Raw genomic sequence first — 22,283 nt, 5'->3', positions numbered from 1 at the left:
TTCATGGCGCCAGCTTGCCTCAATGCAGAGCGGCGCGATGGTCAAAGGATGCTGTCGATGAACGTGCGTGTGGACTCATGGACGGGTGCGTCGATGACCTGGGACGGCGGGCCCTTCTCGACGAGCTTGCCCTCGGACATGAAGACCACTTCGTCGGCGACGCCGCGGGCGAAGCCGATCTCGTGGGTGACCACCATCATCGTCATACCGCTTGTCGCCAGCCGCTTCATGACGTTCAGGACCTCACCGACCAGTTCGGGGTCCAGGGCCGAGGTCGGCTCGTCGAAGAGCATGATGCTGGGCTTCATGACGAGGGCACGGGCGATCGCCACGCGTTGCTGCTGGCCGCCGGAGAGGGTGCTGGGGTAGACGTCGGCCTTGTGGGCCATGCCCACCTCCTCCAGGGCCTGCATCGCGTCGGCCACGGCCTCGGCCTTGTTCACGCCCTTGACCCGGCGTGGCGCTTCGATGAGGTTCTCCAGCACCGTCATGTGCGGAAAGAGGTTGTAGGCCTGGAAGACCATGCCGGTCTTGGTGCGCTGCTTCGCGATGGCCGCCGGCGGCAGTTCGTGCAGCTTGTCGCCCTTGATGCGGTAACCGATCACCTCGCCGTCGACGACGACGGTGCCCTTGGAGGGGCGTTCGAGGTGGTTGACGCACCGCAGCATGGTGCTCTTGCCCGAGCCGGACCGCCCGAGGATGACGACCACCTGCCCGCGGTGTACCTCCAGGTCGACGCCCTTGAGGACCTCGACCGGTCCGAAGCTCTTGTGGAGGTCGATGATCCGGACGATGGGATCGGTCGTTGCGGTGTCGGTGCTGCCGGGCGCGGATGTCGGTGCGCTCATCGGATCTTCACCGGTCCTTTCGTTACGCCGGATTCGGGGTGTCGTTCGGCTGGGACCGCTGTGAGAGCCGGGAGCCGAGCGAGCGGAGCGTCGCGAGTCCGCCGGGCCGGTGCGGGCCGACGTGGACGCCGCGCCCGTAGTGACGCTCGATGTGGCTCTGGGCGTAGGACAGCACCGTGGTGCACACCAGGTACCAGATCGAGATCACGACGAGCAGCGGGATGGTGCGGAAGTTCTGCGAGTAGATCAGCTGGGCCGAGTACAGCAGGTCGGAGAGAGCGATGATGCTCACCAGCGAGGAGTGCTTCAGCATGCCGATGACCTGGTTGCCGGTCGGCGGGACGATCACCCGCAGGGCCTGCGGCAGGACCACCCGGCTGAAGGTCTGCCACCGGTTCATGCCGAGCGCCACGGCGGCCTCGCCCTGGTGTTTGGGCACCGAGAGAAGGCCACCACGCACGATCTCAGCCATGTAGGCGGATTCGTTCAGGGTCAGGCCGATGATGGCGACGGCCCACAGACTCAGCACGCTGTTGGTGGACGCGCCCACGATTTCGGGTCCGCCGAACGGCACGCTGAGCGACAGGCGGGGGTAGAGGGCCGACAGGTTGAACCAGAAGATCAGCTGGACCAGGAGCGGCGTACCGCGGAAGAACCACAGATAGGCGCCGGAGAGCGTGGAGAGCACCCGGTTCTCCGACATCCGGCAGGCCGCCAGGACGACGCCGAGGATGATGCCCAGAGACATGGACACCGCGGTGAGCACCAGGGTGGTGCGCAGGCCCGCCATGATCTTGGGGTGGAACAGGTAGTCCCAGACGACCGGCCACTCGAAGTTGTGGTTGGTGATCGCGGAGTAGCCCAGACTCGCCGCGGCGAGGAGCAGGAGCAGGGCGGCCAGGAGTCGGCCGGGATGCCGCATCGCCACGAGTTCCGAGGGCGGGGTGGCCGAGGGGTCCACGCGTGTGGAGTCCAGGACGGTGGCTGATTTCATCAGTTGCCTCCGGTGGAGGGAAGGATCTCGGCCTTCTTGATCAGTCCCTGGCCGGCGTTGAACTTGTCGAGGATCTTCTGCAGGTCCCCGTTGTCGATGAGGTGGTCGGTGGCCGCCTGAACCGCCTTGGCGAACTTCGCGGTGTCACTGTTGCGGGGGAGCACGAAGCCGGTCTTGTACTGGGGGGCCCACGGCAGCTCGACCAGCTTGAACTGGTTCTTGGCCTGGCTCATCACATAGGCCACCTGGCTCGCGCTGCTCACCGCCGCGTCGACCCGGCCTCCCTTCAGGGCGAGGTTGACCTCGGCCTGCGACTCGAAGGTCCTGACGTTGATCGCGCTCTTGCCGGCGCTCTTGCACTTGCCCGCGATCTTGTCGGCCAGCGCCGCCTCGGCGGAACCGAGCGAAGCGGCCAGCGTGCGACCGCAGAGGTCCGTGTCGGTGGCCGCACTGGTGATCTTGCTGCCGACGGGGACCATGAGGGCGTCGGCCGATGCGTGGTTGGTCACGAACGTGACGGTCTTCGTGCGCTCGGGCGTCGCGTAGATCTCTCCGGTCGCGCCGTCGTAACGGCCAGCCTGCAGTCCGGCGATGATGCCGTTGAACGGGGCGATCTTGACCTTGACCTTCAGGCCCAGCACAGCGGCGATCTGCCGCACGTTCTCGATGTCCCAACCGGTGGGAGTGCCGCCGCTTTCCGGCTCGATCACCGCCGGCGGGTAGGTGGCGGCGGCGATCGTCAAGGTCCCCTTCTCGGCAATGGACTTGGGAACCATGGCGGCGATCGAGTCGACCTTCTTCGACGCCTTGTCCGCCGCGGTGGTGGACGAATCGGTGGTGGATGACGACCCGCACGCCGCCGTCGACCCCAGCAGGGCAACGGATCCGGCGATCGCCCCGAAGCGAACCAGACGTGAATCGCGTAGACGCTTCATGACTCTCCCTGTGGCTGAAATGCCCGAGCGGATTTATCCCGACATAGGCCCTGTTCCGGATGTCTCAGGGCTGGGTGATGGCAGGTAACTTCGCACCTTCAGGGAGGTCTGACAAGATGTGATCACAGATCTTTTTCGGCCTGCCACCTGCAACAGCTGCCCTGACCTGCGGAAAGCTCCGGGTAACGAATTGGGTGCCGGAGTGCGGTGGGCGATCACGGCGATCACGGCGATCCCGAGGGTGAAACCGGGGACGCGTGGGGAGCACCTGTCCGCGTCAGGCTGAAAGTGGCCAGTCACGTGCCGACGACGACGTCGATGGACCGGGGGCAGCCGGTGATCACGTCGATCTGCTCAGTGGTCGCCATCGTCGCCACGTCGGGGTCATCCGCCTGGGCCTGCGCAGGCCGGAACCCCGCGCCTGAGGGGGCCTGTCACTCAGGAGCGGCGGGGAAAGGAAGGCGGACCCGGCCGGGGTGCCTACCGCGAGACCAGCTGCGCCTTGATCCGGTCGGTGGCGTTGGCCAGCGAATCGTTGTTGATGGCGGCCGCCGCCTCCGGGTCGTGCGCATGGGCGGCCTTGAGCAGTTGCTCCTGGTATCGCCAGAGCGAATTGTCGCCGGGGGTGCCGAGGGACGCCCGCGCGCCGACGATCTTGTAGGCGCGGCAGTGCTCCCACAGAGTGCGGATGGTGTTGAGCAGCACGGGGTTGCCGGCCGCCTCGTAGAGGATGGTCAGCAGGGCCTCGTCGTGGTCCAAGTACGGGACGACGGCGCCTTCAGTGATCGCGCGCCGCATCAGCTCGAACTCCTCGCGCATACGGGCGACGTCGGCCTCACCGATCTGTGCGGCGCCTCGGCGCGCGGCCTCGACCTCCAGGATCTGCCGAGTGTCGTATATGTACAGCAGCTCGTCGAGGTGCTGGCCCTTGACGACCGAGCCCTTGTGCTGAACGCGTTCGGCGAAGCCGGCCTCCTCGAGGCGCCGGATGGCCTCGCGCACCGGCATCACACTGGTTCCGACCTCGGCGGCGATATCACGGATACGCAAGCGGTAGCCGGCCGGATACTCGCCGCTCGTGATCGCCTCGTGCAGCACCGCGTACACCTGGTCGGTGAGAGAGCGCGACGGCTCGACACGTTTGGACATACGCACGACTGAATCATAAACAGGCTGGTCGGCGGCAGTGGTTCGACGAACGCTGACGTCAGCCGTGTCCCTCGGCTGTGCCACCCCGTGGGCGGCCTCCTTGGAAAACTCCACCTGAACTCCTCTCCAACCATTGTGTGATCTGTGATCACATCCTATGGTGGCGGGCAACCCGGGTGAGACCGGAGCTCCCCGGCCATCGCGTGACGACGTCCCCCCGCCCGGCCGACACGCTGACCCCCAGGTCACGTCAGGACCGGGCGTCCGGCACCGACGACAAGACATCAACCCCCACCCGGCCTGGACCTACCCTTGAACGGTGAGTCCGGGATCCGCTCCCGGAGGCTGTGATGACCGCAACCGCAGGAAACCGACTGGATGACGCGCCCCTGTCGCGCTTCCACAAGAAATTGGCGCTGTACTCCTCCGGAGGTCCGTTCCTCGACGGATACGTCCTGAGCATCATCGGCGTCGCCATGGTGCAGATCACCGACCAGCAGAACCTCTCGGACTCCGCCGAGGGCCTCATCGGCGCCTCCGCGCTCATCGGGATCTTCCTCGGTGCGTTCGCGGGCGGCTGGCTGACGGACAAGTTCGGCCGGCAGCTTCTCTACACCATCGACCTGATCGCCATCATCGGCTGCTCCGTCGCGCAGTTCTGGGCCGACGATCCGGTGTGGCTGTTCATCCTGCGTCTGCTGATAGGCATGGCGGTCGGCGCGGACTACCCCATCGCCACCTCGCTGCTGGCCGAGTTCACCCCGCGTCGCTACCGGGGACCGTTGCTGGGCGGTCTGGTCGTCATGTGGTTCGTCGGCGCCGCGGTGGCGTACATCGTCGGTGAGGCCCTGCTGCAGACCGGTGACGACGGTTGGCGCTGGATGCTCGCCAGTGCCGCACTGCCGGCCACGATCATCGTGGTGCTGCGTCACGGCACGCCCGAGTCCCCGCGCTGGCTGGCGAACAAGGGTCGCACCGAGGAGGCCGAGGCCGTCCTGAAGAGGGTCTACGGCCCCGACGTGACGATCGCCGACATGCCGGACGAGGCGGAGGAGCGCGAGAACGTCGACCTCAAGGCGATCATCCGCTCCGGCTACGGCGGCCGGATGCTCTACATCACCGCCTTCTGGACCTGTTCCATCGTCCCGCTCTTCGCCATCTACGCCTTCGGCCCGAAGATCCTCGGCGCCCTGAACCTCGAAGGATCGCTGGCCAACGTCGGGTCAGCCCTGATCACCGTCATGTTCCTCATCGGCTGTGTGATCTCCCTGTTCTTCGTGAACCGCATGGGCCGGCGCCCCCTGGTCATCCACAGCTTCGTCTGGTCGGGCCTGGCCCTGCTGCTGCTCGGCCTCTTCCCCGGCGCCCCCGCAGCCGTGATCATGGTCCTCTTCGCCACGTACGCGATCATCATCGGCGGCACCCAGATCCTGCAGTGGGTCTACCCGAACGAGCTGTTCCCGACCGAGGTGCGCGGCTCCGCCGTCGGCCTCGCCTCCTCCGCCAGCCGGATCGGCGCCGCCGTCGGCACCTACCTTGTCCCCATGGCCCTGACCAGCTGGGGCATCGGCGGCACCATGCTCGCGGCAGCCGTCATCAACGCGGTCGGCGCCGTGGTCTCGGTCCTGTGGGCGCCCGAGACCCGCGGCATGACCCTCACCGAGGCCGCCGCACTGTCACCTCGTACCACCGAGTCCGTGAGTCGCACCGCGCGCGTCTGACCGGTCGGTCGGGCTCCCAATCTGTCTGGCCCGGTCGGCCCGCAACGCGGGACAGGTCGTCGTTTCTATCGGCACGACCACGGGACATCGCCCCGATTTTTCAACCCCGCACCCGTAAAATCCGCAGGAGGTTACCCATGAAAGATGTAGTGATCGTCGGAGGCGGCATTGCCGGACTGGCCGCCGGCTGGCGATTGCGGCACTGGAACACGCTCCTGCTCGAGTCGGGGGACCGGGTCGGCGGACGCATCCGGTCGGAGCGTCGCGGACCGTACTGGATGAACTGGGGCGGACACGTCTACGCGGGCGGGAACTCGGCGACGTCGTGGCTGCTGGACAACACCGGCGTCGACTCGGTGCCGGTGCCCGGCTCGCTGGCCGGGCTGTCGATGAACGGCAAGCTGCTGCTCAAGGGACGCGTGGAGACCTACCCGTTCCGCATCCCGATGTCGATGGAGTCGCGGGTCGGCATGGTCAAGGCGGGCGCCAAGGTCGCGCTGCGCGTGGCCCGTTACGCCCGCATCGTGCAGCGACGGCGGAACGAGACCGCGGCGCAGCACCAGCAGCGGATCTACAACTTCATGAACGACCGTTCCTTCAAGGACTTCATCGGCGACCTGCCCGAGGACGCCGAGGCGCTGTTCAAGCCCACGGTGACCCGCTCCTCCGCCGACATCGACCAGCTCTCGGCGGGCGCGGGCGTCGGCTACTTCAGCCTGGTGTGGAACATCGGCGGCGGTCTCTCGCAGAGCATCCTCGGCGGCCCCTCCACCCTCACCGAGAGCATCGCCGCACCCCTGTCGGACCGAGTGCGGCTGAACGCCACGGTCGACGAGATCGTCCACAAGAAGGACTCGGTCGTCGTCCGCTACCGTCAGGACGGGGTGGAGCAGGAGGTCCAGGCCCGCTACGTGGTCCTGGCCACGCCGGCGACCGTCAGCCACCGCATCGCGGTCGACCTCGAGAGCGACGTACGCGAGGCCCTGTCGAAGATCGTCTACGGGCCGTATGTGAGCGCGGCGTTCCTCAGCAACGAATCCGGACGCCAGGTCTGGGACGACGCCTACGGCATCGCGACGCCGAAGCGGTCCTTCAACGTCGCGCTGAACATGTCGAACGTCGTCCACGGCTACGCGCCGGAACGGCGGCCGGGCAGCAGCATCATGACCTTCTCGCCGGGCAGCCTGGCGCGCGAGCTGCTGGAGCACGACGACGACAAGATCCAGCGGATCTACCTCGACGACCTGGACCAGGTACTGCCCGGCTTCGCCGACAACGTCGTGGAGGCAGAGGTCCAGCGCTGGCCCACAGGCGCCCCCTACTGCTTCCCCGGCCGCGGGAGGCTGCAGCAGACGCTGACCCGCCGCACCGGCCGGGTGCTCCTGGCCGGGGACTACCTCGGCACCCTCTACACCGAGACCGCGATCCAGACCGGCCTGTCCGCCGCTCACGAGGTCCGGAGCCTGCTTGCCACCGGACGGCAGACCGCGGCGCGCGACCGGGCGCCGGCGCCGAGCGCGCCGTAAGTCCGCCGCTTCGTTCGGAGCTCCGACGGCTCCCCCTACAGCTCCCCCTTACAGCTTCACCTGAGGAGATTCAGAATGTCGGCACAGCTGAGCGGTGTCCTGACCGCACTTGCCATCCCCTTCGCCGCGGACGGGCAGATCGACGAGAAGGTCCTGCGCCGTGTAGTCGACCGCAGTATCGACGGCGGGGTTGACGGTGTCGTCGCCTGTGGATCCACCGGTGAGTTCGCGGCGATGAGCGGAGCCGAGCGGCGCCTGGTCGTCGAGACGGTCGTCGACCAGACGGCCGGACGGGTACCGGTCGTCGCGCAGACCGGCGCGCTGAGCACCAAGGAAGCAGTCGAACTGTCCCGCCACGCGGAGACCGCCGGAGCCTCGGTGCTGATGGTGGTCGCCCCGTACTACGAGCCGCTCACGCTCGACGAGACGCTGCACTACCTGCGCACGGTCGCGGACGCCGTGGATATTCCGATCATGCTCTACAACCTGCCCGGCGCCACCGGCGTCAACCTCTCCCCCGAGACCGTCGGCCGGCTCGCCCGCGAGGTCGAGAACATCCAGTACATCAAGGACACCAGCGCCGACATGGCCCAGGCCGGGCAGCTGATCCACAACTACGGCGACGTCATCTCCACCTTCGTCGGCTGGGACAGCCTGCTGCTCCAGGCGATCTCCGAGGGTGCCGCCGGTGTCATGGCCGGGACCGCGAACGTCATGCCGGCCCAACTCGTCTCCATCCACCGGGCGTTGCGCGCCGGTGACCTCGACCGCGCGCAGGCCGAGTGGGCGGCGATCTACCCGCTGATGGACGCGATCATGTCCGCCCCGTTCATCCAGGCGGTGAAGGTCGGCCTGAACGCGGCCGGGATCCCCGTCGGCGAGCCCCGTGAACCGCTCCTCGGGCTGGACGCCGCCACCACCGCCCGGATCACCGCCCTGGTCGAGGCGCTGCCGCAGCTGAACGCGGCAAAGTGACATACGGCGCCGCTGCCATGAGATTCCTCGACGGGCACGACGTACGAACCCTGTTCGACATCGACACCGCGATCGCCTCGCAACGAGCGGCGTTCATCGCTCTCGCGCGGGGCGAGGCGTGGCAGCCCGAGAAGATCCTCGGCGGCCACGCCGACGACCCCGACACTGTCTTCTGCTACGCGGCTCGCCTCGACCGCACCAGCGGCCCCGTCTGCAAGTTCGGGAGCATCAACCCCGGGAACTCGGGGACAAGTTGGCCGACCATAAACGCCGTGGTCACCGTGCTCGACCCCCACACCGGCGTCCCGCTGGTCTTCATGGACGGCACCGCGCTCACCACGCTGCGCACGGCCGCGGCGAGCGCGGTCGCGGTGGAAGCGCTGGCCCGGCACGAGGCGGCCCGCCTCCTCGTACTCGGATCCGGTGTCCAGGGGCAGGCGCACATCGCGGCACTGCACCGGAACAGGTCCTACGCCTGGACCGGAATGTGGTCACCGCGCCGACCGTCGCTCGACGCCGCCGTCGGCCGCCTGCACGAGCAGGGATACGACGTCGAACCAATGGACTCCCTGAGCGACGAGATCACCAAGGCGGACGTCATAGGCCCGGCGCATCTACCAGCAGGCCGAGGCACACGGCGTCGGCCGAACTGTCGACTGGCCAGCTGTCCCACACGACCACGCTCAAAGGAGTCACCGATCATGACCACTACCGCGAACCCCACAACGGGTGGCGTGCGACGCGCAACCGACGCACAGCCCCTGATCACCGAGGCTGACCTTCCTCCGGCCCGGCACTTCATCGACGGGGCCTTCGTCGAGGGATCGACCGACCGATACATCGACGTCGTCGACCCGAGCAGCGAGGCCGTGATCGCCCGGATTCCCGAGGGCACCGCCGAGGACGTCGACCGGGCGGTCGCCGCCGCAGTGGCGGCCAAGGCCGGGTGGGCGCGGCTGGTCCCGAAGGAGCGCTCCGAGCTGCTGCACGCCATCGCGGACCGACTGACCGAGCACAGCGACCTCCTGGCCAGGCTGGAGTCGGCGAACACCGGCAAGCCGCTCGCGGTGTCGCAGGACGACGTCAGCCAGGCCATCGACACCTTCCGCTTCATGGCCGGCGCGGTCCGCGCGACCACCTCCCTGGCCGCCGGCGACTACGCCGAGAACCACCTGTCGGTCATCCTGCGCGAACCGCTCGGCGTGATCGGCGTGGTCACCCCGTGGAACTACCCCCTGCTCATGGCGGTCTGGAAGATCGCCCCCATCCTCGCCGCCGGCAACACCCTGGTCCTCAAGCCGTCCGAGCAGACCCCCCTGACCACGCTCAAGCTCGCCGAACTCGTCGCCGACCTCCTGCCGGCCGGCGTGCTGAACGTGGTGAACGGCTACGGCCCGACCGTCGGCGCCCGGCTCGCCGAGCACCCGGACATCAACATGATCGCCCTGACCGGATCGGTCGGCAGCGGCCGCGCCGTCGCCCGGGCCGCCGCCGACAGCCTCAAGCGCGTACACCTCGAACTCGGCGGCAAGGCCCCTGTGGTGATCTTCCCGGACGCCAACCTCGAGGCGGCTGCATCATCGCTCCGCGTGGCCAGCTTCTGGAACTCCGGCCAGGAGTGCGGGGCCGCCTGCCGCGTCCTCGTCCACGCATCGGTTGCCGACCAGTTCGTCGAGCAACTCGTGGACGAGGTAGAAGCGTTGGTTGTCGGCGAACCGCAGGCCGGCGAGGACGTCGAGGTCGGCCCCATGGTCTCCAAGGCCCACTTCGACCGGGTCACCGGGTATCTGGAGCGCGCGAAGAAAGAAGGCATCCGCGTGGCGACGGGAGGCGGGGCCCTCGACGGGCCGGGATACTTCGTGGCCCCGACCGTACTGGTCGACGTCCCCGAAGGAGCCGAAGCCGCACGCGAGGAGATCTTCGGCCCCGTCATCACGGTCGAGACCTTCACCGACGAGGACGAAGCGGTACGGCGCGCCAACGACGTCCCGCTCGGCCTCTCGGCATCCGTCTGGACGGAGAACGCCCGCCGCAGCCACGACGTCGCCGCACGTCTCGACTTCGGTACCGTCTGGGTCAATTCCCATCTCGTACTGGCCAGCGAGGTCCCCTGGGGCGGCTTCAAGGGATCCGGCTACGGCCGGGACTTGTCCATCTACGCCCTGGACGACTACTCACGCACCAAACACGTCATGCACAACCACGAGCGCTGATTCCGGTGAAGTGCATCGGCATCATCGGGGTGGGCGAGATGGGCCGGGCCATCGTGACGGGCCTGTGTGACGGAGTCGACGAGCCGCCTCACGTATTTCTCTCTCCTCGGGGGCCCGTACGGCCGCGGAACTAGCCGGTCGCCAGCTGGCGCTACCTGGTCATCCAGCCCTTGCGATTGGGAGGCGAACGTCGTGACCACTGCGGCGCCCTCGCGGGCGGGAAACCTGCCTGCGGCGGTCACCCGTTTCATCGGCCGTCGGTCCGAGGTCCCAGAGATCCGCGGCCTGCTGCAGTCGGTGCGGTTGCTGACGCTCACCGGCGCGGGCGGGATCGGCAAGACCCGGCTGGCGCTGGAGGCGGCCGCCGGGTCGGCGAGGTTCTTCCCGGACGGAATATGGCTGGTGGATCTGGGGTCTGGCACAACAACATCAACTACCAACACCCCTGGACCGACATGGACACCACCTACTCCTGGACGCAGGCCCGGTTCTTCGAGTACCACAACGGTGGCCTCGGAGCCGGCCTCGGAACGAACGCACCGAAGCTGACCGACGCTCAGGCCCAGGACTACACCGCCGCCAAGTACCTGGCCGGCACCGACGGCTGGAATCCGATCTGGTGACCGCCTTCGCAGCGCAGTGAACCACGGAGGGGCCGGGACAGCACGGCTGTCCCGGCCCCTCCGCGTGCCGGTCCGGAACCGGTGCCCGGCGGGGTCGGTGCGCAGGATGCGGGCCAGGATTCTGGCGTAGCGGCGGTCTGACTTCTTGCGGTTGACTGCGTAGCGGTCGCGGTAGCGGCGGTGATGAGCGGATTGATGACGTAGATCGGTCGGCCAGCAGCCCGCAGGCAGTCAACCAGGAATCCGTGGAAGGTCTCGACGGGGTCGGGTTAGCCTCAACCACCGGCGTCGACCCCCGAGAGCCGATGACCCGCAGGTGGCACAGCAGCTCGCGCGCGGCACCGAGCTACCGGCACATGACCATTTGCGACCCCTAGAGTGACAACGTTGCCGTCAGAGTGAGGTCGGCAAACTCCGTACCAGCGCCACCGAGCAGCGTGTCAAGGCGAACGTTCGTGGTCGACGCACTGGCCAACCAGGTGGGGCGTCAGGACGAGAACAACGCCAGTTGAACGATCGTTCAGACGCCTCCTTGCCTGAACGATCGTTCAAGCCTACATTGGTCATGGCTGCCCGAAGAACGACCCTGGACGGTACCCATGCTCAAGTCGACCAACGTTCATGTGGTGAGCAAAGCGCCCCTCGGCGCCAATATCACCAGGTTCACGTTCCAGACGGCTCACGAGCCGCAGCTCGGGCCCGAGCCCGGCGCGCACCTCAACGTACATCTGCCTGGCGACCTGATCAGGAGCTATTCCCTGATCGACTGGGACGAGGCAACAGGCGAGGTGTCGGTCGCGGTGAAGCTGGAGCCGGACGGGCGCGGCGGATCGATCGCGATGCACGCGCTGGAGGTCGGGGACGTCGTGGCCGTCTCCGGACCGCGGAACAACTTTCCCCTCGACGACCGACAGGATCATCCTGTCCTGGTGGCCGGCGGGATCGGCGTCACGCCCCTGTACTCCATGGCGCGCTCGCTCAAGGCCAAAGGGCGGCCCTTCACGCTGCACTACCTTGTCAGGTCGCGATCGCAAGCGGTGTTCGCGGCCCTCCTGGAAGAACTCGGTCTCGGCGATCGTCTCCGGCTGCACTGCGACGACGTGGACGGCTTCATGGACTTCGAAGCCCTGGTCCGGCACCACCCCGCCGACGCGCACTACTACGTGTGCGGGCCGGAGCCGATGCTCACCGCCGTACAGCGCGCCTGCGCCGGGCTGGGCCGCGGCACAGTCCACTTCGAGCGATTCTCCGCCGCACCGGCCGTTGCGCGCCATCCCGACCAGGCCTTTGAAGTCGTGCTCGACACCACCGGCGCGGCGTACCAGGTCCCTGAGGACAAATCGATACTGCAGGTACTCAAGGACGCCGGGCACGCCATCGACTACAGCTGCGGCGAGGGTACGTGCGGCACCTGCATCACCGATGTCCTCGAAGGCGAGATCGACCATCGGGACTCCATCCTGACCCAGGAGGAGAAACTCGCCGGCGACTGCTTGTGCATCTGCGTCTCCCGGGCCCGTTCCGGCCGGCTGGTACTCGATCTGTGACCGTCCGCCGTCTTTTGTGCCTTCCCCGGATCTGACCGACAAGTCGGCCGGTGCCGCCGACCAACGAAAGCTGAGAGTGCTGATGGATACCGCCCGCCAAGAGGTCGTCATCTACAGGTCCGTCGACCCCGTCACCGGTGAGGAGTTCGCCCGGTTCGACCTTGCGCAGGACGCAGCCATCGACGAGAGCCTGGCCCGGGCGGACGACGCCTACCGGCAGTGGTGCTCCACGCCCATCGTGGAACGGGCCGCGGTGTCACATCGGGTCGCAGACATCCTCGCCTCGCGAGTGGGCGAACTGGCCGACCTCGCGACCCGCGAGATGGGCAAGCCCCGGCACGAGGCCGTCGAGGAACTCGACTTGTGTGTCTCGATCTTCCGGTACTACGGCGATCACGGTCCGAAGTTGGCCGCCGATGAGCACATCGAAGCGCACCCCGGGGACCGGGCGGTGATCCAGCGGCGTCCCATAGGAGTAGTACTCGGAATCATGCCGTGGAACTTCCCCTACTATCAGGTCGCACGCTTCGTTGCACCCAACCTCGTCCTCGGCAACACGATCCTCCTCAAGCACGCCGAGTCGGTACCTCAGTGTGCGGCCGCGATCGAGCAGGTTCTGACCGATGCCGGCCTGCCTGACGGGACGTACCAGAACCTGTACGCGACCCACGGCCAGGTCGAGCGCCTCATCGCCGACGATCGGGTCAGAGGCGTTTCCCTCACCGGGTCCGAACGGGCCGGCTCCGCCGTCGCCGCGATCGCAGGACGATACCTCAAGAAGTGCGTGCTCGAGCTGGGAGGGTCCGACCCGTACATCGTTCTCGACACCGACGATGTCCGAGGAGCCGCCCGTCTGGCCTGGCAAACGCGCATGTACAACACCGGCCAGACCTGCAATTCCAACAAGCGCATGATCGTGCACGAGGAATACTTCCGCGATTTCGTCGACGAACTGACCCGATTGGCCAGGGTGATGCGGCCTGCGGATCCGACTCGCGATGCGGAGCCGGGAACCTACTGCCCCCTGTCATCGCGCTCGGCGGCCGAGCATCTCGACGCCCAGATACAGGACGCAGTGACCAAGGGCGCCCAGGTACACGCCGGCGGTCGGCTCGGTCCCGCACCCGGCGCATACTTCGCACCCACCGTCCTCACCGCGGTCTCCAAGGGGATGCGTGCGTACCACGAGGAACTCTTCGGCCCGGTCGCCGTCGTGTACTCCGTGCAATCCGATGTCGAGGCGGTCGAGTTGGCCAACGACTCCGTGTACGGCCTCGGTGGGGCTGTTTTCAGCGTGCACCAGTCGCGCGCTCTGGACGTGGCCGGGCAACTCGAAGTCGGCATGAGTAACGTCAACACCCCCGCGGGTGAAGGCGCGGCGATCCCGTTCGGCGGGGTCAAGCGCAGCGGCTACGGCCGCGAGCTGGGACCGCTCGGCATGGACGAGTTCGCCAACAAGCGTCTGCTGTACGTCGCCGGTCAACCGAGCTCAGTTGGGAACGACTGACAACGGTGCGTCTCCAGCCTGCAGGCCGACCTGGGACCAGGCCCCTGACAGCGACCACGCGGCGGCTCACGCCCCATCTCGCGCGCCACCGCTTCACCCCTACGCCCCGGACTCTTCTGATGACACCACACGATCACCCCGCGGCTTCAGCCGCGACCTTCGACTTCGATCACACGTCGTTCGCCGTTCATGACGCGATGACCTGGGCGAGACGGCTTCGGCAAGAGCTCGGTGCTACGCCCATCGCGGGAGAGACCCTCCAGGAGTTTCGATACCTCCTGCTCTACGTCGGAACCGCCCACGGTGGTGGTCGTATAGAACTGCTCGAACCGAACGGCCCCGGTTTCCTCAGCCGTTTCCTCGACCGACACGGTGAGGGCGCGCATCACGTGACCTTCACCGTCCCCGACCTCCGCGCCGCCGTGGAACAGGCACGGGCCATCGGCGCCACCGTCGTCGGCGAGAACTACGACCACGCCCCCTGGCGCGAAGCCTTCCTCCTGCCCGACGCCATACACCGTGTCGTCATCCAACTCGCCGAGTCGGACCGCGCCTACCCATCCGCGGAAGAACTGCTGACCACCCGCGACCGCGACACCACGGCCTTCCCGAGCACCGACGGAGCGACCGACCCGAACTGGTGGACCTCCTTGTGGAACACCCCCGCCGGACCGGCCTCGGAACTGGGACCGACACACCTCAGCACCACAGACCCGGACTTCGGCCGCCGCCTCTTCGGATCCGTCCTCCAGGCCCGCGTCACCGAGCACGACGGCGAACTCAAGTTCACCTGGCCAAACGGAACCCTCCGCGTCCGCACCGCCGAACGTGCAGGAGTCACAGGCATCAGCCTCAAAAACCCACCTGATCGCGACCTGACGATCGGCTCTGTTTCGCTACGAACAACCCACCATTGATACTGGCATCGTCGGCAACTCCGCTCGCCTTGACACGTGGCTCACCGGCAGGCCCTTCGACCGCACCGCGTCGCCCCCTCCAAAGCCCTCCGCCCCTCCGGAGGGCGTCTTGGACCTCGGTGGGCTCAGTCATGTCGTCAGCCCGCCACGGAGGCTGGAGCTCGGAACATCCTGCGCCCAGAAGTCCCCGCACGTACTGCGTCACGAAGCCGCGGGCCCCTTGCACAAGGTGCCCACCGCATTCATGCCACGTTCTCCTGGCCTGTGAGGCTGCCGTCCTCGGTCGCGGCGACTTGTTCGGCGGGCGTGGCGAGGTGCCTGGCGGTGTCCAGGGTCTCTTGGATCCGCTGGGCGAGGGTGTTCTGGTCGGGGTCGTTGACCCAGAGTTCGTAGGCGACCCTGAACGCGGCGATCCCGATTTCTGCGGCAAGTATTGCGGTCGTGGTCTGCAGACCGCGTTCACGCAGCGCGTGGGCGAGTGTGGAGGCGAGTGTGGCGAGTTTGGTCAGTTCGCGCTCCTGGAGTTCAGGGTTGGCGGCGATGACGGCCTGGCGTTGCCGTATCAGGTCCCCGCGTTCTTCGAAGACAGGAACGGCTTCAGTCAGGGCGTAGGCGATCACCTCCAGCGGCGGAAGCTGGACAGGCGCGGTGGCCGTGGCATCCGCGAGGGTGTCCGCGAGGGGGCTGTCGCCCGGGAAGAGGACTTCCCGTTTGTCGGCGAAGTACCGGTAGAAGGTCCGTTCGGTGAGCCCGGCGCGGGCGGCGATCTCCGCAACGGTGGTGGCGTCAAAGCCCTGGTGGTTGTAGAGCTCCAGCGCCGCCTTCTCCAAGCGGCCCCGTGCGTCGGGCTTCCATCGGCTCATGCTCCGATCCTACGCCGTGACGGCAGAAGCTGACATCAAGGTCATGGCAGAGACTGACATCGATGCTACGGTGATGTCATGAACTGACATCAGGTCCCCACTCCGGGTGGGGAGCCTGCAGCAGGAAGGCACAGCATGCGCGTATTCGTCACTGGAGCCACCGGACACGTCGGCTCCGCGGTCGTCCCCGAACTCCTCGAAGCGGGACACCATGTGGTCGGCCTGGCCCGCTCGGACAAGTCCGCCGCCGCATTGACGGCTGCCGGTGCCCAGGTGTACCGAGGCGATCTCGACGATCTCGACGGCCTCGCCGCGACTGCAGCCGCGGCCGACGGCGTCATCCACCTGGCCTTCAAGCACGACGCCATGTTCGCTGGCGACTTCGACAGCGCGGTCGCAGCGGATCTGAGCGCCATCGAGCTTCTCGGGGACGCGCTCGCCGACACCGGCAAGCCTCTGGTGACCACGTCGGGAACCATGCTGCTCGCCTTCGCGGGGCTGGAAGACGCCGCCACCGAAGCCGACGCACTCGACGCAGGGCCGCGGATCGACGCCGAGAACATGGTGGTCGCGCTCGCGGAACGCGGCATCCGGTCGTCCATCGTCCGGCTTGCTCCGACCGTGCACAGCACGCTGGACCGCAACGGCTTCATCCCGACCTTGATCTCCATCGCCCGGTCGAAGGGTGTCGCGGCGTACGTCGGTGACGGGGCAAACCGCTGGCCCGCTGTGCACACGCTCGACGCGGCACGCCTCTACCGGCTGGCGCTGGAATCCGCGCCGGCGGGGTCACGGCTGCACGCCGTCGACGACCAGGGGATCCCCTTCCGGGAGATCGCCGAGGCCATCGGCCACCGGCTGAACCTGCCCGTGGTCAGCATCCCGTCGACACAGGCCGACGCCCACTTCGGCTTCCTCAGCGCTCCCGCCACAGCCGACAACCCCTCCTCGAGCACGCTGACCCAGGACCTCCTCGGCTGGAAACCCGTCCAGCCCGGCCTCATCGACGACCTCGACCAAGGCCACTACTTCGACGTCCCGGCGACCACCACCCGTTGAGCCCGCTGGCGCGCTTGACAATGAGGGTGCAAGCCAGAGCTATAGGGCGATTGCTCCGGAGCGTGGGGCGGGTGTCGGCAACCGCGAAGGCAGCCTCCCAGGAGCAGGGTGCACTCCGGCCGATGGCGATAAGACGCGAGTCCGCATATTGACCCTCCCGTGGTGAGACCTCTACCTTCTGAGCGAGCGCTAAGTAAATTCGTCAGGGTCGCGAGAACCTCATGGCGATCGACTTCACTCGTGCACTTCGGCGACCCAGGTACATGACAGGTGAGGAAGCATGAGCACGGACGAGGGCCCGCTGGTCGGCCTCCGCGTACTGGAAATCGCCAGCCTCGCCCCGGCCCCCTTCGCCTGCACTCTGCTGGCCGATCTGGGTGCCGAGGTGCTGCGCGTCGACCGCACCACGGACGTCAACCCGGCCGGCGCCAGGGCCCCCGATCCTCTGGCCCGCGGACGCCGCTCGGTCGCGGTGGACCTGAAGCACCCCGACGGCGGCGCTCTCGTGCGCCAGCTCGCCGCCCGCGCCGACGTCCTCGTCGAGGGCTTCAGACCCGGTGTCGCCGAACGCCTGGGCATCGGCCCGGACACATGCCGCGCCACCAACCCCCGGCTGGTCTACGGACGGATGACCGGCTGGGGCCAGCATGGCCCGCTCGCTCCTCGGGCCGGGCACGACATCAACTACATCGCCGTATCGGGCGCCCTCGGTCTCATGGGTCCAGCCGACCGGCCACCGGTGCCGCCGGTGAACCTCGTCGGAGACTTCGGCGGTGGCGGCATGCTCCTGGCAATCGGCATCCTCGCCGCCCTCTACGAGCGCGAGCGTTCCGGCCAGGGCCAGGTCGTGGACGCCGCCATGGTCGACGGGGCCGCGCTGCTCACCACCGCAATGTTCGGCCTGCGTGCGGCGGGGTCGTGGTCCCGCGAGCGCGGCAAGAACCTCCTCGACGGCGGTGCGCCCTTCTACACCACGTACGAGACAGCCGACGGCGGGCACGTTGCGGTGGGCCCGCTGGAGGCGAGGTTCTACGCCGAACTCCTCGACGGGCTCGGCCTGTCGGACGATCCCGGCCTGCCCGACCAGTACGACGAGGCACGCTGGCCGGAGCTGCGTCAGCGGCTGGCGGCTGCCTTCAAACAGCGCACGCGCGACGAGTGGGCTGCACACTTTGAACACACCGACGCCTGCGTGACCCCGGTGCTCAGCCCGTGGGAGGCCCACACACACCAGCACAACGCGGCGCGCGGCGTCTTCACCGAAACCGACGGCATACGCCAGCCCGCTCCGGCCCCCCACCTGGACCGCACCCCGGCGGCCGTCCAGGGCCCACCTCCGGTCCCGGGCGAGCACACCCGCACTGCCCTGCGCGACTGGGGTGCCCACGCCGATGACATCTCCCGTCTGCTCGCTGCGGGCGCCGTGCGCCAACACACCCAGGACGACACACCGCTCGGCGTACCGCATGAGGCATCACAGGAGGGGCGGTCGGCATGAGCCTGGTCTGAGCATGGGCCAGTGGGACCGGGACGGTGGCGCCGAGACGCCGACGAGCCCGGGTGCCGGGCCTCGCGGCCTACGCCGCGGAGTGCGTGCGGGGTGCGGGGCGCACCCTTGCGCCCACCGCCCGTAGCGAGATCGACACGTACCGGTTGGCGATCTCCTGCGGTGACAGCGGCCCTCCGTCGTGGTACCAGGTCGCCACCGCCTGCCACATGCCGAGCAACGCCCGCACGGTGTCCGGGGCGTGGTCCACTTCGAACAGCCCCTGGGCGACGCCCTCTTCAAGGATTGCGAGCACCATCTCCTCGAGCTGCTTGCGCAGGGCGGCGTACCGCTTACGGTTGGCTGGTTCGAGATATCGCAGCTCGGCGTCCAGTCCCGCCGTCGCCGCCCGGTGCGTCATGTGCAACACGATGCATTCGGTGACGTTGGCGAATCTCTCCAGGACCCACCCCTCGCCCGCGGCGTCGGCCAGCCGGGCGCGCGCGAGCGCCTCCCCCACGGCGTGCTCCAGCAACGCGACGAGCATGGCCTGCTTGTTCTCGTGGTGGTAATAGAGCGCCGGTACGGTGACCCCTACCCGCCGGGCAATGTCGCGCACCGACGTGCCGTGATAACCATGCTCCCGGAAGGCATCAAGTGCGCCGGTGAGCGTCGCCGGCAACTCGAGCGGCTCGAACACCCGCCAGTCGCCGATCAGCTGCAGTGCCTCCTCGACCGAGGGCTCGCAGGGCTCCATCGTGGGCATGCGCTCACTCCTCCCTGTCCGCACAACCGCCAACCCTGGCCACCCATCTTAGCGAGCGCTAAGTCGATATCAAGGAATATCGAGTAGGAGTGGGGGCGTGCGCCTCGGGTCGAACCCAGCCCATCGAGAACCCGCTTGTCTCGAGGTGACAGTCCTCGCTCTCAGAGGGCGTTTGAAGTGGGCGGATTATCGTTTACGCCCCAGTACGTTCCTCGCCAGGTGGGTGTCGTCTCGTCCGTTGTGCGTTTGGCAAGGCTGTCGATCGAGGCGATGTGGATCATGGCCTCGGAGCTGGCGGTGAGGGGCTCGTAGTTGCGGGCGAGGCGGCGGTGCATGGGCGGACTCGACCAGATCAATCACACGGCGCCGGAACTCGGGCGGACAGCTGCGGGGCATGACGGCCTCCGAAGACAGAGGGACAGCCAATTCTCCAACAACCCGACCCCATCGAACCTGGGGCAGACCACCCGCCGAGGTCGGGCCGAGTGGGTTCACTCGGCCCGACCTCGGCGGGTCACTCCCCTCGGACACGGTTCAGGTGGTCGGCGTGAGGGCCTCCAGCCGGCGGACGGCAAGTTCGGCGTAGACCGCCGCCCCGTCGGATAGGACCGCGTCGTCGAAGACGGCCAGTGGCGAGTGGTTGTCGGGCGCGGACTGCATGTCGGCGTCGCGGGGGGCGGCGCCGAGCCCGATGAACACGCCGGGCACCTCGTCGAGTACCCGGGAGAAGTCCTCGGAGCCGGCGATCGGCCGGGGCGCCCAGGACACCCGCTCCTCCCCCAGCGTCTCGGCGACCACGTCGACGGCGAACTCCGCCTCGGCGGCATCGTTGACCGTGACCGGGTAGCACTCCGCGTAGTCGACCTCCACCGTCACGCCGTGGGCGGCTGCGATCCCGCGACAGACCCGGACGAAGCCGTCCTTGATCGCGGCGTGTGCCTGCGGCGAGAACGAACGGACGGTGGCTTCGAAGCAGGCCTGCTCTGGGATGACGTTGTGCTGGGTTCCCGAGTGGAAGGCCCCGACGGTGACGACGACCGGGTCGAACACGTCGAAGCCGCGGGTGATGTGGGTCTGCAGTGCGGTCACCATCTCGCAGGCGGCCACCAAGGGATCCTTGGCGCGATGGGGCATGGAGCCGTGGCCGCCGGCTCCGGTCACGGTCACCCGGACGGTGTCCGAGGCGGCCAGAAAGGGTCCGCGCCGGGTCTCGAAGGTGCTCGGGGCGATACCGGCGGACATGACGTGGAGGGCGTACGCTGCGTCGACCCGGCGTCCGGATGCGTCGAGGACTCCCTCGGCCACCATCGCGGCGGCACCGTCGTAACCCTCCTCACCGGGCTGGAACATGAAGACCACGTCGCCGACGAGCCGGTCCCGGCGCGCGGACAGCAGGTGGGCCGCGCCGGCCAGCATCGTGGTGTGCAGGTCGTGGCCACAGGCGTGCATCAGGCCTTCGACCTGGGAGGCATAACCGACGCCGCTCTTCTCCTGCACCGGGAGCGCGTCCATGTCGCCGCGGAGCAGCACCGTGCCGCCGGGCCGGGCGCCGCGTAGCACGGCGGTGACCGAGGTGAGCGAGGTCCCGGTGGTGATCTCGAGCGGCAGGCCCACGAGCGCCGCGAGCACCTTCTCCTGGGTGCGCGGGAGCTGCAGGCCGGTCTCGGGTTCCGCGTGCAGCCGGTGCCGCAGCCGGGTCAGGTCCTCGCACATGGCCCGGGCGTCGTCGGTCAGGGAGGCGGTGTTCACGGTGACGGTCATCGGTTCTCCTCGGTGGGGATCGGACGAGAGGCGGCGGCGAACCCGGGAACCCGGGCGGCGACGAAGGTGCCGAGCACGCCCAATACAGCAGTGGCGGCGACGTAGTAGGGGATCACCACGGCGTGTCCCCGCACGGTGAGGGCCTCGGCGAGCAGCGGGAAGGTGCCGCCGAAGCCGGCGACGGCGACCGCGCTGACGATGCCCGCTCCGACCGCGCGCACCGCGGTCGGGAACAGCAGCCCGCTGAGCAGGTTGACGGCGGCCGCCGGCGCCGCGACCAGGAGGCCGAGCAGCACGGCGACCACGCGGTAGTCCAGGGCCCCGGAGTCCATGGCGGTGAGCAGGGGCACCACCAGGACGGCCGTGGCCAGGGCGGCGCCGCGCAGCACCGGGATCAGGCCGATCCGGTCGGCGAGCGCTCCGGCGAGCAGCATGGCCAGCAGGGTGACGGCGTAGGCGACCGTCATGAACGCTGATGCCGCGGCCTGGTCGGCGGCGCCGGCGTGGGCGGCGTACACCGGCAGATAGACCAGGGAGAAGTAGAACGACACCGTGGTGCTGACGGACATCAGGAAGAGGGCGACGCATGCCGTGGAGTGCCGGGTGAACACGCTGCGGATCGGGGGCCGCCGACTGCCGTGGACCGCGGCCTCGCGCTCGAACTCCTCGCTCTCGGGGGCCGAGCGGCGGACCCAGATCGCTGCCACGCCGATCAGTGCGGCGGCCACGAAACCCCAGCGCCACGCCCCGTCGGCCAGTGCGTCGGCGCCCACCGTCGCGTCGAGGATGGCCACGGTGGCGAACGCGAGGAGTGAGCCGATGATGATGCCGCCGTAGGAGATGCCGCTGAACAGGAACCGCCTGTGTGGTGGTGCCGTCTCGGTGACGTACGCCGCGACGGTCGGGGTCTCGCCGCCGTACGCCAGTCCCTGCACCAGCCGTGCGACGACCATGAGGAGCGCCGCCCAGATGCCGATCTGCTCCCGCGACGGGACCAGGGCGGGCAGCAGGCTGGCTGCGGCGATCACCGACATGCTCAGGGTGAGCCCGAATCGGCGGCCGCGCTTGTCGGCAAGCCGACCGATCAGCGCGCTGCCCACCGGACGGGCGAGGAAGCCGACGGCGAAGCCGGCGTAGGCCGTCAGCGTCGCGCCGGTGGTGCCGCCGGGAAACAGCCGCGTGGCGAAGAACGGCGCCAGCACGGCGTACATGTTCCAGTCGAACGACTCCACGATGCTTCCCACCGTTGCCGCGCTGAGCTCACGGCGGCGCGATGGCGCGGTCGCTTCGGTGGGTGCGCCGGGTGGCGCGGATGCCAGGGACGGACCGCCCGCAGCGTCTGGGACCTGAGCCTGGGGAGCTGACATCGCGGAGTTCCTCTCGCGAGACACAG

At 68.2% G+C, this 22,283-nt stretch carries 18 protein-coding genes; 10 read left to right on the top strand and 8 right to left on the bottom strand.

Annotated elements, in window-relative coordinates:
* Window positions 1–41: 41 nt before the first annotated feature.
* The 4 genes from ABZ928_RS22200 to ABZ928_RS22185 all read right to left on the bottom strand — a co-directional run bounded on the left by ABZ928_RS22200 (window position 42) and on the right by ABZ928_RS22185 (window position 3,926).
* Entirely contained in the window at window positions 42–848 is an 807-nt protein-coding gene (locus tag ABZ928_RS22200; RefSeq protein ID WP_361521502.1) for an amino acid ABC transporter ATP-binding protein, read from the bottom strand.
* Between the two features lie 22 nt (window positions 849–870).
* The gene (locus ABZ928_RS22195; protein ID WP_361521499.1) at window positions 871–1,842 is read right to left on the bottom strand and encodes an amino acid ABC transporter permease; all 972 of its coding nucleotides are present in this window, start codon (window positions 1,840–1,842) and stop codon (window positions 871–873) included.
* Window positions 1,842–2,777, bottom strand: coding sequence for a transporter substrate-binding domain-containing protein (locus ABZ928_RS22190; RefSeq protein ID WP_361521496.1), 936 nt, complete (start codon window positions 2,775–2,777; stop codon window positions 1,842–1,844). The genes ABZ928_RS22195 and ABZ928_RS22190 overlap by 1 nt, the downstream gene beginning before the upstream one ends.
* A gap of 480 nt (window positions 2,778–3,257) precedes the next feature.
* Complete coding sequence (locus ABZ928_RS22185; RefSeq protein WP_361521493.1) at window positions 3,258–3,926, bottom strand: GntR family transcriptional regulator; 669 nt, start codon at window positions 3,924–3,926, stop codon at window positions 3,258–3,260.
* A gap of 350 nt (window positions 3,927–4,276) precedes the next feature.
* On the opposite strand from ABZ928_RS22185, the gene ABZ928_RS22180 reads away from it, so the two are divergent.
* The 8 genes from ABZ928_RS22180 (at window position 4,277) to ABZ928_RS22145 (ending at window position 14,955) form a co-directional block, all read left to right on the top strand.
* Window positions 4,277–5,647 (top strand): MFS transporter, encoded by a 1,371-nt coding sequence (locus ABZ928_RS22180; protein WP_361521490.1) that lies wholly within the window; start codon window positions 4,277–4,279, stop codon window positions 5,645–5,647.
* Window positions 5,648–5,784: 137 nt separating this feature from the next.
* Complete coding sequence (locus ABZ928_RS22175; RefSeq protein ID WP_361521487.1) at window positions 5,785–7,173, top strand: NAD(P)/FAD-dependent oxidoreductase; 1,389 nt, start codon at window positions 5,785–5,787, stop codon at window positions 7,171–7,173.
* 75 nt (window positions 7,174–7,248) lie between these two features.
* On the top strand, window positions 7,249–8,148 hold the full coding sequence (locus ABZ928_RS22170; RefSeq protein WP_361521484.1) for a dihydrodipicolinate synthase family protein: 900 nt from the start codon (window positions 7,249–7,251) through the stop codon (window positions 8,146–8,148).
* Between the two features lie 17 nt (window positions 8,149–8,165).
* Window positions 8,166–10,361, top strand: a complete 2,196-nt coding sequence (locus tag ABZ928_RS22165) for an aminobutyraldehyde dehydrogenase (RefSeq protein ID WP_361521481.1) — start codon at window positions 8,166–8,168, stop codon at window positions 10,359–10,361.
* A 395-nt stretch (window positions 10,362–10,756) separates the two neighbouring features.
* Window positions 10,757–10,984, top strand: a complete 228-nt coding sequence (locus ABZ928_RS22160) for a hypothetical protein (RefSeq protein WP_361521478.1) — start codon at window positions 10,757–10,759, stop codon at window positions 10,982–10,984.
* Between the two features lie 599 nt (window positions 10,985–11,583).
* Window positions 11,584–12,531: a PDR/VanB family oxidoreductase gene (locus ABZ928_RS22155; RefSeq protein WP_361521475.1), complete on the top strand. Its 948-nt coding sequence runs from the start codon at window positions 11,584–11,586 to the stop codon at window positions 12,529–12,531.
* Window positions 12,532–12,613: 82 nt separating this feature from the next.
* The gene (locus ABZ928_RS22150; RefSeq protein ID WP_361521473.1) at window positions 12,614–14,038 is read left to right on the top strand and encodes an NAD-dependent succinate-semialdehyde dehydrogenase; all 1,425 of its coding nucleotides are present in this window, start codon (window positions 12,614–12,616) and stop codon (window positions 14,036–14,038) included.
* A 119-nt stretch (window positions 14,039–14,157) separates the two neighbouring features.
* On the top strand, window positions 14,158–14,955 hold the full coding sequence (locus ABZ928_RS22145; protein WP_361521471.1) for a VOC family protein: 798 nt from the start codon (window positions 14,158–14,160) through the stop codon (window positions 14,953–14,955).
* A 242-nt stretch (window positions 14,956–15,197) separates the two neighbouring features.
* Here ABZ928_RS22145 and ABZ928_RS22140 read toward each other — a convergent pair whose 3' ends face one another.
* Window positions 15,198–15,818 carry a TetR family transcriptional regulator gene (locus tag ABZ928_RS22140; protein WP_361521468.1) on the bottom strand — a complete coding sequence of 207 codons (621 nt, stop codon included), beginning with the start codon at window positions 15,816–15,818 and terminating at the stop codon, window positions 15,198–15,200.
* A 135-nt stretch (window positions 15,819–15,953) separates the two neighbouring features.
* Between ABZ928_RS22140 and ABZ928_RS22135 the strand changes: the two genes are divergently transcribed.
* Complete coding sequence (locus tag ABZ928_RS22135; RefSeq protein ID WP_361521465.1) at window positions 15,954–16,877, top strand: SDR family oxidoreductase; 924 nt, start codon at window positions 15,954–15,956, stop codon at window positions 16,875–16,877.
* Between the two features lie 280 nt (window positions 16,878–17,157).
* On the top strand, window positions 17,158–18,375 hold the full coding sequence (locus ABZ928_RS22130; RefSeq protein ID WP_361521462.1) for a CaiB/BaiF CoA-transferase family protein: 1,218 nt from the start codon (window positions 17,158–17,160) through the stop codon (window positions 18,373–18,375).
* A gap of 79 nt (window positions 18,376–18,454) precedes the next feature.
* Here ABZ928_RS22130 and ABZ928_RS22125 read toward each other — a convergent pair whose 3' ends face one another.
* The 3 genes from ABZ928_RS22125 to ABZ928_RS22115 form a co-directional block, all read right to left on the bottom strand.
* A complete protein-coding gene (locus tag ABZ928_RS22125) occupies window positions 18,455–19,129 on the bottom strand; it encodes a TetR/AcrR family transcriptional regulator (protein WP_361521459.1) in 675 nt (224 codons plus the stop codon).
* A 534-nt stretch (window positions 19,130–19,663) separates the two neighbouring features.
* Window positions 19,664–20,890 (bottom strand): M20 family metallopeptidase, encoded by a 1,227-nt coding sequence (locus tag ABZ928_RS22120; protein WP_361521456.1) that lies wholly within the window; start codon window positions 20,888–20,890, stop codon window positions 19,664–19,666.
* Window positions 20,887–22,257, bottom strand: a complete 1,371-nt coding sequence (locus ABZ928_RS22115; protein ID WP_361521453.1) for an MFS transporter — start codon at window positions 22,255–22,257, stop codon at window positions 20,887–20,889. The genes ABZ928_RS22120 and ABZ928_RS22115 overlap by 4 nt, the downstream gene beginning before the upstream one ends.
* Between the last annotated feature and the right edge of the window lie 26 nt (window positions 22,258–22,283).

Source organism: Streptomyces sp. NPDC046909, from assembly GCF_040644695.1.
Classification (GTDB): Bacteria; Actinomycetota; Actinomycetes; order Streptomycetales; family Streptomycetaceae; genus Streptomyces.
Note: the sequence above shows the minus strand (reverse complement) of the source record. Positions and strands in the feature narration are given on the sequence as shown.